Origin of the sequence: Yoonia sp. R2331, assembly GCF_041103235.1 — a bacterium.
In the GTDB taxonomy this organism is placed as follows: Bacteria; Pseudomonadota; Alphaproteobacteria; order Rhodobacterales; family Rhodobacteraceae; genus CANMYO01.
On the sequence record NZ_JBGCUN010000001.1, the window covers coordinates 686,623 to 697,846 of the forward strand.

10 protein-coding genes are annotated in these 11,224 nt (G+C 59.8%); 8 read left to right on the plus strand and 2 right to left on the minus strand.

Going from position 1 to position 11,224, the window contains the following annotated elements; all coding sequences use genetic code 11:
* Positions 1-50: 50 nt before the first annotated feature.
* Positions 51-425: a VOC family protein gene (locus AB3Y40_RS03470; RefSeq protein ID WP_369437411.1), complete on the plus strand. Its 375-nt coding sequence runs from the start codon at positions 51-53 to the stop codon at positions 423-425.
* A 9-nt stretch (positions 426-434) separates the two neighbouring features.
* Here AB3Y40_RS03470 and AB3Y40_RS03475 read toward each other — a convergent pair whose 3' ends face one another.
* Positions 435-914 carry an SRPBCC domain-containing protein gene (locus AB3Y40_RS03475; protein ID WP_369437412.1) on the minus strand — a complete coding sequence of 160 codons (480 nt, stop codon included), beginning with the start codon at positions 912-914 and terminating at the stop codon, positions 435-437.
* Entirely contained in the window at positions 911-1,237 is a 327-nt protein-coding gene (locus AB3Y40_RS03480; protein WP_369437413.1) for an ArsR/SmtB family transcription factor, read from the minus strand. The genes AB3Y40_RS03475 and AB3Y40_RS03480 overlap by 4 nt, the downstream gene beginning before the upstream one ends.
* A 93-nt stretch (positions 1,238-1,330) precedes the next feature.
* On the opposite strand from AB3Y40_RS03480, the gene dnaE reads away from it, so the two are divergent.
* The 7 genes from dnaE to AB3Y40_RS03515 all read left to right on the plus strand — a co-directional run bounded on the left by dnaE (position 1,331) and on the right by AB3Y40_RS03515 (position 11,106).
* Positions 1,331-4,831, plus strand: a complete 3,501-nt coding sequence (dnaE, locus tag AB3Y40_RS03485; protein ID WP_369437414.1) for a DNA polymerase III subunit alpha — start codon at positions 1,331-1,333, stop codon at positions 4,829-4,831.
* A 69-nt stretch (positions 4,832-4,900) separates the two neighbouring features.
* A complete protein-coding gene (locus tag AB3Y40_RS03490) occupies positions 4,901-5,668 on the plus strand; it encodes a hypothetical protein (protein ID WP_369437415.1) in 768 nt (255 codons plus the stop codon).
* 173 nt (positions 5,669-5,841) lie between these two features.
* On the plus strand, positions 5,842-6,621 hold the full coding sequence (locus tag AB3Y40_RS03495; RefSeq protein WP_369437416.1) for a VPLPA-CTERM sorting domain-containing protein: 780 nt from the start codon (positions 5,842-5,844) through the stop codon (positions 6,619-6,621).
* A gap of 125 nt (positions 6,622-6,746) precedes the next feature.
* Positions 6,747-8,162 (plus strand): homospermidine synthase, encoded by a 1,416-nt coding sequence (locus AB3Y40_RS03500; protein WP_369437417.1) that lies wholly within the window; start codon positions 6,747-6,749, stop codon positions 8,160-8,162.
* 57 nt (positions 8,163-8,219) lie between these two features.
* Positions 8,220-9,305: a histidinol-phosphate transaminase gene (gene hisC, locus AB3Y40_RS03505; protein ID WP_369437418.1), complete on the plus strand. Its 1,086-nt coding sequence runs from the start codon at positions 8,220-8,222 to the stop codon at positions 9,303-9,305.
* Entirely contained in the window at positions 9,305-10,225 is a 921-nt protein-coding gene (locus AB3Y40_RS03510) for a prephenate/arogenate dehydrogenase family protein (RefSeq protein WP_369437419.1), read from the plus strand. Before hisC ends, AB3Y40_RS03510 begins: the two co-directional genes overlap by 1 nt.
* A complete protein-coding gene (locus AB3Y40_RS03515) occupies positions 10,222-11,106 on the plus strand; it encodes an extensin-like domain-containing protein (protein ID WP_369437420.1) in 885 nt (294 codons plus the stop codon). The genes AB3Y40_RS03510 and AB3Y40_RS03515 overlap by 4 nt, the downstream gene beginning before the upstream one ends.
* Positions 11,107-11,224 lie beyond the last annotated feature (118 nt).

Here is an 11,224-nt window from a genome sequence, read left to right on the forward strand (position 1 = left end):
CGCGAATAGCAAGCCTTTCCGCCGTATGCGTGTCGGGTTAAGCTATGAATATGAGCAGTTTTTCCATTACCGGCCTTGATCATGTGCAGTTGGCGATGCCGCCGGGGCAGGAAGATGTGGCGCGCGCTTTTTATTGCGGGCGGCTTGGATTGCGCGAGGTTGCAAAGCCCGCCGCCCTGGCCGGGCGCGGGGGCTGCTGGTTTGCTGGTGCAGGGGTCAACTTGCATTTGGGGGTCGAGGAACCGTTCACTCCTGCGCGCAAGGCGCATCCGGCGCTTGTTGTGGACGATTTGGAACAGGCGCGCGCTGCGTTGGAAGGCGGCGAAGTCTCATCGTTGCCCGGTTGGCGGCGGTTCTATATCGCCGACCCTTTTGGCAACAGAATTGAGGTTATGCAGCCTCATCAGGATCGGCTTTTGGTATGACAGCGCCGGTCAAAGTGATGCCGCAAGTTCGGCCATCTGATCCGCGGCAGCCCCCCAACCTTCAAAGAACCCCATGTTTTCATGCACCTCTCGCGCGGCATCGGTCGCGTGTTGAACGACAACGGTGTAGGTGCTTCCGCCTTCTGCTGGTGTGATCAGAATTTCGGCGGTAAAGGCAAAATCCATGGGGCCGTCGCCCATCGCGTTGGGGCAGAATTCTGGCCCAAGCGCGTTGGTCCAGACCAACCGTTGCTCCGCATCGGCGACAAGCACGCAACCGGGATTGCCGGCCATAGTGCCATGTTCCGGAACCTCCATCACCGTGCGAAAGATGCCTCCCGGTCGCGCGTCCATCTCGGCCTCGGTTGTGCTGACAGGTGCCGGGGCAAACCACTTTTTCAGCAATGCGGGTTCCGTCCAGCAGCGCCAGATTGCGGCGCGGCTGGCCTTGATATGGCGGGTGAATGTCAACGTGGTTGCGTTGGTCATGATGGGTCCTCCAATCCTTCGGCAAGTGCCGTCAGCCTGTCATTGCGGCCTTCCCAGACTGCGCGTTGCCATGCCAGCCAACCCTGTGCCTCGATCAATGGTCCGGGTTCGATCACGCAGGTCCGCACGCGGCCCTTTTTGACGGAACGGACCAGTCCTGCGTCCTCTAACACCTTGAGATGACGCATGAAACTGGGCAGCGCCATGTCATGTTGAGCTGCCAATTCGCTGACGGTGGCCCGGCCCGCGGTCAGTTGTTCGATCACCGCGCGGCGGGTCGGGTCGGCCATTGCAGCAAAAAATGTGTTCAGATGTGTCGACATGTCAGGGGCTTAGCGGGTGTTTCGGATAAAGTTAGCAGTTGTGCTAAGTATTATCAACTGGCGGCGCGGAAATCCGGCACATAATGTCGCTGCATGAGCAACGATCCCCGATTCATTCACCTGCGTCTGCACACCGAATATTCCCTGTTGGAAGGGGCCGTGCCGGTCAAGAAACTGGCCGGTCTGGCCGCGAAACACGACATGCCTGCAGTGGCAATCACCGACAGCAATAATATGTTCGCGGCGCTGGAATTCTCTGAATACGCCAGTAAGGAAGGGGTGCAGCCGATTGTCGGCTGTCAGGTTGATCTGGCCTACACGACACCCGAGCCCGGCAAGCGCCCGGATGCGCCTGCACCTATCGTGCTGCTGGCGCAGTCCGAAGCGGGCTATATGAACCTGATGAAGCTGAACTCTTGCGCCTATCTGGACGCAGACGGGCAGTTGCCGCAGGTCGACCTAGAGGAATTGGCGCGCTACGGCAGCGGGCTGATCTGCCTTAGCGGGGGGCCGGATGGCCCCGTTGGGCGGCTGTTGCGGCAGGGCCAAAGGCCCAAGGCTGAGGCGCTGATGGACCGGCTCGCCGCGATCTTTGGCGACCGGCTGTACGTCGAACTGCAGCGGCATCCGGGCGAGGGCGGCTTGCCAGAGGCGGAAAGCCTGTCAGAGCGGGGCCATATCGAAATGGCCTATGCCAAGGGATTGCCGCTTGTGGCGACCAATGATGTCTACTTTCCACAGACAGGGCTTTACGAGGCGCATGACGCGCTGATCTGCATCTCTGAGGGTGCCTATGTCGACCAGCAGGAAGCGCGCCGCAGGCTCACGCCGCAGCACTACTTCAAAAGCCCGCAGGAGATGGCGACACTTTTTGCCGACCTGCCCGAGGCGATCGAAAACACCGTGGAAATCGCGCGGCGCTGTGCCTTTAAGACCTACAAGCGTGATCCGATCCTGCCGAAGTTTGCCGATGACGAGGTCGCCGAATTGCGGCGTCAGGCACAGGAGGGGCTAAAATATCGCCTGTCGGTGATCCCTCATGCGGCCCCCGTCGAAGACTACGAAAAGCGGCTAGAGTTTGAGCTGGGCATTATCGAGGGCATGGGGTTCCCCGGCTACTTTCTGATCGTGGCCGACTTTATCAAATGGGCCAAAGATCACGACATCCCAGTGGGACCGGGGCGGGGGTCTGGCGCGGGGTCACTGGTGGCCTATGCGTTGCTGATCACTGACCTTGATCCGCTGCGCTATTCGCTGCTGTTTGAGAGGTTCCTGAACCCCGAACGTGTTTCGATGCCGGATTTCGACATCGACTTTTGCATGGACCGGCGCGAGGAAGTGATCCGCTACGTGCAGGAAAAATATGGCCGTGACAAGGTGGGGCAGATCATCACCTTTGGTGCCTTGTTGTCCAAGGCAGCTGTACGCGACGTGGGCCGGGTTTTGCAGATGCCCTACGGGCAGGTGGACCGGCTGTCGAAGATGATCCCGGTCGAAGGGGTGAAACCCGTCAGCATTGAAAAGGCATTGGCGGACGAACCGCGTCTGCGCGAAGAGGCCAAGAACGAAGAGGTCGTGGACCGTCTGTTGACCTATGCCCAGCAGGTCGAGGGGCTATTGCGCAATGCCTCGACCCACGCGGCGGGTGTGGTGATTGGTGACCGTCCGCTCGATGAATTGGTGCCGCTTTACCAAGATCCGCGCTCTGACATGCCTGCGACGCAGTTCAACATGAAATGGGTCGAACAGGCGGGGCTGGTCAAATTCGACTTTCTCGGCCTGAAAACGCTGACGGTCATCCAGAATGCAGTTGATCTAATCATCAAATCCGGGCGCCCCCTGCATATCGCGGCGGATGGGACAGAGCTTTTCCAGCCACCCGAAGGTGCAGTCAATGACATTGGCACCATCCCGCTGGATGATGAGGCGTCCTATAAGCTTTATGCCAGCGCTAAGACTATCGCCGTTTTCCAGGTGGAATCCAGCGGTATGATGGACGCGCTCAAGCGGATGAAACCGACCTGTATCGAGGATATCGTGGCGCTTGTGGCGCTTTACCGCCCCGGCCCGATGGAGAATATCCCCACCTATTGCGAGGTGAAGAATGGTCAGAAGGAACTGGAGTCGATCCACCCGTCTATTGACTACATTCTGGCAGAAACCCAAGGCATCATCGTCTATCAGGAACAAGTGATGCAGATCGCGCAGGTCATGGCGGGCTATTCGCTTGGCGGTGCGGACTTGCTGCGCCGCGCGATGGGTAAGAAGATCGCCGAGGAGATGGCCAAGGAACGCCCCAAGTTCGAAAAAGGGGCGATGGAAAACGGGGTCGACAAGAAGAAGGCGACCGAGGTTTTCGACCTTCTGGAAAAGTTCGCGAACTACGGGTTCAACAAATCCCACGCCGCCGCCTATGCGGTTGTCAGCTACCAAACCGCGTGGCTGAAAGCGAACCACCCGGTTGAGTTCATGGCCGGGGTGATGAATTGCGATATCCATCTGACCGACAAGCTGGGCGTCTATTTCCAAGAGGTCAAAAAAGGCCTTGGGATCGACTATGTTCCACCTTGTGTGAACCGGTCACAGGCGACATTTGATGTGGAAGATCAAAAGCTTGTCTATGGTCTGGGCGCGCTTAAGAACGTCGGCGTCGAGGCGATGAAGCTGATCGTCGAAGCGCGCGCAGACGGGCAGTTTGTGAACCTGTTTGATTTTGCCCGGCGCTGCGATCTGAAGCGGATCGGCAAGCGTCCGCTAGAAATGCTGGCGCGGGCCGGGGCCTTTGATGTGTTGGACCCGAACCGGCAGCGGGTCTTCAACTCGCTCGACCAACTCAGTGCCTATTCGGCGGCGATCTTTGACCAAAAGGGCAGCAATCAGGTCAGCCTGTTTGGTGAGGCGGGCGACGATCTGCCAGAGCCGCGATTGGCGGGCGGCGACGATTGGCTGCCAGCCGAACGGCTTGCGGAAGAGTTCAAGGCCATCGGGTTCTACCTGTCAGGGCATCCGCTTGACGACTACATGGGCGCGCTCAAACGCAAGCAAGTTATGACGCTGGATGAGGTGACGGCGCGCGCTGAAAAGGGGGCGGCCATCGTCAAGATGGCTGGCACCGTCAGTGGGCGACAGGAACGCAAATCGGCGCGCGGCAACCGCTTTGCCTTTGTGCAACTGTCTGATCCGACGGGGCAATACGAGGTCACGATGTTCAGCGACACGCTTGAGGTTGCGCGCGAACATTTGGAAACCGGCGCGCAAGTGGTGTTGCAATGCGAGGCCACGCTTGAGGCGGATCAGCTCAAGCTGCTGGGTCGCTCGGTCAGCCCGATTGATACCGCCGTGACGGACGTCAGCAGCCAGGGCTTGCGGGTGTTTCTGGATGGGCCAGAAGCGATCCCCTCGGTCGCCTCAATCCTCGATAATGCAATGCGCGACGGGGTCAAGGGCGGGCGCGGCCCGATCTATTTCTGTCTGATGAAAGATGATCTGCCCGGCGAGGTTGAGGTGGACCTTGGCCGCGACTTTCCGGTGAACCCGCAGATCAGGGGCGCGCTGCGGTCCTTGGGCGGGGTGATCGAGGTCGAAGAGGTCTGAACTGCGCCCTGCGCTAGACCTCTGCCACATCGCGCGCTATGTCATCGTCTGTTTGAGCGGAGGCGCGTGATGCGTTTTGTCCTGATGTCCTTGCCGGTTGCGGCCCTGCTTGCAGGGTGCGCGGGCTTTGGTGTGCAGGACACGCTGGACGAAGTTCCGACGCTGGATACCGTCGATGTGGGCGAAGATGGCGTTGCCATTGCGGCCCCCGATGACGCGCCCGGATTCTTTGCGGGCCTGTTTGGGAGTGCTGCAGATAACGCACCATCCGAAGATGGCGAAGTGGCCGAAGCGCCGTCACCCGGCCTGCTGGGCCGGTTGATGGGCAATGAAGCGCCAAGCGACGTGGCTGACGCGCCGGACGACAATATCCCACCGCTGACCAATCAAGTCTTTGGCGAGGTCGGGACCACTTGTGGGCTGTCCACCCGCGAGATGGGGGCTAAAATCGCCAGCGTGTCAGGCTATACCATCTATGACACCGCCCCAAACACCACTGCGCCGCGCCCCTATTACATCACCGGTTTCAACGATCGCTGCGCCCGGCAATTCACGGCCGCACTCGTGTTGACCGGTGATGTCGGCACGCACGAGGTCGTGCGCTATGAAACCGCCCAGTCGCGGCGGCCCTACACGCAGGTCGACAACGCTTACGAAGCAATCAAAGCCAGCTTTTGCCGGGCCGGATTTGGCAAGCCCTGCGGGCGCAGAATCGATGCGCTCGCCCGCAACACGACCTTCATCACTGGTTACGAACGCTTCACATCCAGCCCGGTTTGGATGGAAATCCTGCTGCATAACGGCGAAGTGGTCGCCGTGGGAATCGAGCGCAAGTAGCCAGGACGGACCTATTCCGCCGAAACGCATGGAAATTTGAGGTTAATTGTTTCGCGGGAGCGGACAATCAGGTATTTTTATTTCCGTTACGGAAAATGGGGAAAAAGTGAGGCGTTTCCCCTTTGCCTCGCCCAGCCTTTGACATATTTTAACCCAAGTTAAACCTTTTTCTGTTGGAGAGTGCCGTGCGTATCAAGGGCCTCATGATTGCGACGACGATGGCCGTTTTGCCGATGATGGCAAATGCTGCAACGATTAACGTGTCGATTTTCGATGCCGCATCCTACAATCCCACCTTTGGTGTCGGCGCTGCTGCTACCGAAGATTTTGAAGCCCTCGGTGTGACCAATGGCGAGGGCGAAGTGGGCGCGTCGATCTCGACGGCGGTGGGCAATTTTGAATCGCTCGGCGGTACCGGGACCGGTGGCACCGTGACTGGATTGCCGGGCAATACAGGTACCGAAGTGGCGTTGCGTAACGGCACGGTCTTTGGCCGGTCCAATACCACACCTGCAGGTGGTGAGTGGTTTCTTGACAGCAACGACACCTTTGGCATCGGCTGGGACGTGTCACTGATGAGTGGCGCTGCGTTCGATTACGTGACCTTCAGCTTGATGGATGCCAATGACGTGGGCGGCTTCCTGCGGATCACGACTGGAACCGACAGCTTTGAAATGCGGATACGGGGCACGGACCCGAAGCTTGCAAATGGAAACATTAAGCTGGTGACGATTGATTTGGGCGCGGATGTAACCTCGGCCCGGATCGAGCTTGAGAATTTTCAGAGAGACGACAGCAAGAACCGCAAGAACGACGGGTTCTCTGTCGATGGACTACAGGTTTTCAGTGATTTCACGATCCAGGAAGTGCCAGTGCCGGCCTCGATCCTGATGCTTGGCAGCGCGCTGGCCGGGCTAGGCTTTGCGCGACGGCGGCGCAAGTCTGCAGCCTAAGACACAATCTGACATATCAAAACAAGACCCCTGTCCCTGCGGCGGGGGTTTTGCTTTTTTGGATCGTGTCTTTTCAATGCGCGCCGCTTTGCGCTAACCACGTGCCACACTAACCGGAGGTTCGCATGGCACACCCTAACTATGGCCGTATTGACGGCGCGATTGTGATGATCGGCTTTGGGTCGATCGGTAAGGGAACCTTGCCCTTGATCCAGCGGCATTTTGATATTGACGCGGACAAACTGGTGGTGATTGAACCCAATCCTGCGGCAGCTGCGCATTTGGCAGATGAAGGTGTCCGCCACGTTCAAACCGCGATCACCCGCGACAATTACCGCGACGTGCTTGGCGGGCTGTTCCCGGATGGCAAAGGGTTCTGTGTGAACCTGTCGGTCGATACTTCGTCGCTTGATCTGATGAAGTTCTGCCGCGAGATTGGTGTGCTTTATATCGATACCGTGGTGGAGCCGTGGGAGGGCTTTTATTTCGAAACCCCCGACAACGCCGACCGCACCAATTATGCCCTGCGCCAAAAGGTCCGCGACGAAAAGGCCGCAAATCCCGGCGGCACAACGGCGGTGTCGTGCTGCGGGGCCAATCCCGGCATGGTCAGCTGGTTCGTGAAAGAAGCGCTGTTGACGCTTGCGCGGGACACGAACACCGGTGATGCGGTGCCCAACACACGCGACGGCTGGGCGGCTTTGATGCAAAAGCTTGGGGTCAAGGGCGTCCATATCGCCGAGCGCGATACCCAAGCCAGGGCCAAGCCCCGTCCGCGGGATACATTTGTCAACACGTGGTCGGTCGAAGGGTTCATTGCCGAAGGGTTTCAACCGGCAGAGCTGGGTTGGGGCACGCACGAGAAGTGGATGCCCGAAACCGCGCATAGCTATGATGTCGGCTGTCAGGCGGCGATCTGGTTCGAACGCCCCGGCGCCATCACCCGTGTTCACACCTGGTGCCCCACACCCGGACCGCAGTTCGGGTTTCTGGTGACCCACAATGAGGCGGTGAGCATTTCGGACTATTATACCGTCGGCCCAGCGGGTGCGCCTGACTATCGTCCGACCTGCCACTATGCCTATCACCCCGCCGATGACGCGGTGCTGTCCCTGCATGAGATGTTCGGGTCCGGTAAGCAGCAGAAAGTGCACGAAATTATGGACGTGGACGAGATCGTGACCGGCATCGATGAGCTTGGCGTGCTGCTTTATGGTCATGAAAAGAATGCGTTGTGGTACGGTTCCCGACTGTCGAATGAAGAGACCAAGACGCTGGCGCCTTATCAGAATGCCACGGGGTTGCAGGTGACCTCGGCGGTGCTGGCGGGCATGGTCTGGGCGTTGGAAAACCCTCAGGCCGGGATCGTGGAAACCGACGAGATGGACCACGCAAGGTGCCTTGAGGTGCAGCGCCCCTATCTTGGCCCGGTCGAGGCGCATTACACCGACTGGACCCCGCTGCAGGACCGGTGGGAGCATTTCCCCGAAGACATTGATGAAAGTGACCCCTGGCAATTCCGCAATGTGCTGGCAACCTGACACTGGCAATGCCGGAAACACCCCGTTAGAACGGGCGAAAGCGGGGGGAATGGCGCTATGAATGCTGCAATCAAGCCACAACCGGGGATCATGGACATCGCCCTTTATCAGGGTGGCGCAAGCCACGTGGACGGTATTGCCAACGTCCTGAAGCTGTCGTCGAATGAAAACCCCGCTGGGCCGTCCGACAAGGCCAAGGATGCGTTCATGCGGGCGGCCCACGATCTGCACCGCTATCCGCCCACCGATCATATGGCCCTGCGTACCGCAATCGGCGAAGTATGGTCGCTTGACCCTGCACGCGTGATTATCGGTGTGGGGTCGGACGAGATTTTGCACTTTATGTGTCAGGCCTTTGCCGGGCCCGGGGACGAAGTGATCCACACCGAGCACGGCTTTGCCCTGTACCGGATTTCGACGCTTGCCGCTGGCGCCACACCGGTCGAGGTCAAAGAGCGCGACCGCGTGGTGGATGTGGATGCGATCCTTGCAGCCTGCAACAAGAAGACCAAGCTGGTCTATATCGCCAATCCCGCCAATCCCACAGGCACGATGATTGGCCCGACAGAGGTGGCGCGGCTGGCCGATGGCCTGCCACCGCAAGCTATTCTGGTTCTCGACGGTGCCTATGCCGAATATGTCGAAGGGTTTGATGCGGGACTGTCACTGATCAATGAACGCGAAAATGTAGTGATGACCCGGACCTTTTCGAAGATCTATGGCCTGGGCGGGATGCGTGTCGGCTGGGGCTATGGCCCGCAGGCGATCATTGACGTGCTCAATCGGATCAGGGGGCCGTTCAACATGTCCTCTGCTGCGCTGGCCGCGGCCGAGGCGGCTGTGCGCGATACGGCCTATTTCGAACGGTGCCAGCGTGAAAACGCCCGCTGGCGCGAATGGCTGGCCACGGCCTTGGCCGAAATTGGTGTGCCGTCCGATACTTCAACCGCTAACTTCATTCTGGCGCGTTTCGCGGATGAGGAAGAGGCCGTGGGTTGCAATGAATACCTGCTGAGCCAGGGCATTATCGTGCGCCATCCCAAGGGCTATGGCTTTCCCCATTGCCTGCGGATCACCGTGGGCGATGAAAGCGCTTGTCGTCGGGTTGTGCACGGGATTGCGCAGTTCAAAGGGCAGCGCTGATGGCCGTAATCTATGAGCGGGTCGCCCTGATCGGGCTGGGGCTGATCGCGTCGTCGATGTGCCATGCGATCAAGCGCGCAGGGTTGGCCAAGGAGATCACCGGCACGGCCCATACCGCAGAGACCCGCGCAATCGCACGCGAATTGGACCTTTGCGACGTTTATGACACGGCACAAGAAGCCGTGCGCGACGCCGATCTGATTGTGCTGTGCGTCCCCATTGGTGTGATGGGCGACATCATGGCCGATATCGCGCCAGTGCTGAAACCGGGTGCGGTGGTCACAGATGTGGGCTCGGTCAAGACAGCGGTGTTTGAGGCGGTGCTGCCTCACTTGCCGCAGAACGTGCAATTCATCGGTGGCCACCCGATGGCCGGGACAGAGCATTCGGGGCCGCGGTCTGGCTTTGCAGAATTGTTTGACAATCGCTGGTGCCTGATTGTGCCGGGGGAAGGCGCGGAACCTGATGCCGTGCGTGACCTCTGCGCTTTTTGGGAGGGGCTAGGGTCCAACATTGCCACGATGGCGCCGGCACATCATGATCTGGTGTGCGCTGTGGTGTCCCATGCGCCACATCTGATTGCCTATACGATGGTTGGTGTTGCCGATGATCTCAGCCGGATCACCGATGGTGAGGTGATCAATTACTCTGCAGCCGGTTTTCGGGATTTTACGCGCATCGCCGCCTCTGACCCAACGATGTGGCGTGATGTGTTTCTGACCAACAAGGACGCGACGCTGGAGATTTTGGGGCGGTTCACAGAAGAGCTTTTTGCCCTGCAGCGGGCCATCCGCAAAGGTGACGGCGAACACCTGCATGCCTATTTTACCCGCACGCGGGCAATCCGCCGTGGCATTATCGAGGCGGGGCAGGATACGGATGCGCCCGATTTTGGCCGCGTGGCGGCCAAGAAGGCATGAAGGCGCTTTGCGTCGCAGTCTTTGTGATCTGTGCCACGACGGCGCAGGCCCAGACCAGTGCAATGCGCCCCGAGGCGCGCCCGGCACCTGATGTAGCCGAGGTCGTAGCGTTGCGTCCGCAAACCCGGCCCGACAGTCTGGTTCCGCCGCCACCAGGTGATCCCACGGTCGAGATGCGCCCGAGCGCGCGCCCATTTGAGCGGCCTGATCTTGCGCGCGGGGCCACCACGCAGCCGCAGCAACGGGCTGAGGTGGGCATGTTTGCCTTTAGCCCCAACGCCATTGCGCAGTCCTTGCGCCCAACGGTGCGACCTGCTGCAATCACCCAGCGCGCGGTTGAACAGCGCATCGCGCGGCAGCGTGGGCAGGTGTGCGGCGATCCCGCCATTCAGGGCGAAACAATTGGCCGCGTGCCGGGGCGCGGCGCTTGTGGGATTGAAAGCGCCGTGCGGGTCCGTTCGGTTGCCGGTGTGCGCTTATCGCCCAGTGCCACGATTGATTGCCGTACTGCCAGCGCGCTGAAGGTCTGGGTTGCGCAATCTGCGAAACCTGCTGTTGGTCAGATTGGCGGCGGGATGCAGTCACTGCGGGTGGTGTCGCATTATGCCTGCCGCAACCGCAATTCGTCCTCCACGGGGCGGTTGAGCGAACATGCTTTTGGCCGCGCGATTGATATTGCGGGGATCGGGCTGAAATCCGGGTCAGAGATTACCGTACTGACGGATTGGAACCGTGGCCAGAAGGGTGAGGCGTTGCGGCGCATGTGGCGCGGGGCCTGCGGGCCTTTTGGGACCGTGCTTGGGCCAAATGCCAATGCAGCACATCGGGACCATTTTCACTTTGACACCGCGCGTTATCGCAGCGGATCTTATTGCCGGTGACCAAAAGGGGCGCGCGTGTCGCGCGCACGACATTCTGGTGCTGTTTTGCGGGTGAACGGCCTTTTTGACGACCCGGTGCGGCGGCGGTGATGTCGGGGCCTCCGGCGGGGATTATTTT

What these genes read in the sequence shown, in the direction of transcription:
- AB3Y40_RS03470 (WP_369437411.1), top strand. Translation starts at nt 51, where the DNA reads ATGAGCAGTTTTTCCATTACCGGCCTTGATCATGTGCAGTTGGCGATG.
- AB3Y40_RS03475 (WP_369437412.1), bottom strand. Translation starts at nt 914, where the DNA reads ATGACCAACGCAACCACGTTGACATTCACCCGCCATATCAAGGCCAGC.
- AB3Y40_RS03480 (WP_369437413.1), bottom strand. Translation starts at nt 1,237, where the DNA reads ATGTCGACACATCTGAACACATTTTTTGCTGCAATGGCCGACCCGACC.
- dnaE (WP_369437414.1), top strand. Translation starts at nt 1,331, where the DNA reads ATGAGCAACGATCCCCGATTCATTCACCTGCGTCTGCACACCGAATAT.
- AB3Y40_RS03490 (WP_369437415.1), top strand. Translation starts at nt 4,901, where the DNA reads ATGCGTTTTGTCCTGATGTCCTTGCCGGTTGCGGCCCTGCTTGCAGGG.
- AB3Y40_RS03500 (WP_369437417.1), top strand. Translation starts at nt 6,747, where the DNA reads ATGGCACACCCTAACTATGGCCGTATTGACGGCGCGATTGTGATGATC.
- hisC (WP_369437418.1), top strand. Translation starts at nt 8,220, where the DNA reads ATGAATGCTGCAATCAAGCCACAACCGGGGATCATGGACATCGCCCTT.
- AB3Y40_RS03510 (WP_369437419.1), top strand. Translation starts at nt 9,305, where the DNA reads ATGGCCGTAATCTATGAGCGGGTCGCCCTGATCGGGCTGGGGCTGATC.
- AB3Y40_RS03515 (WP_369437420.1), top strand. Translation starts at nt 10,222, where the DNA reads ATGAAGGCGCTTTGCGTCGCAGTCTTTGTGATCTGTGCCACGACGGCG.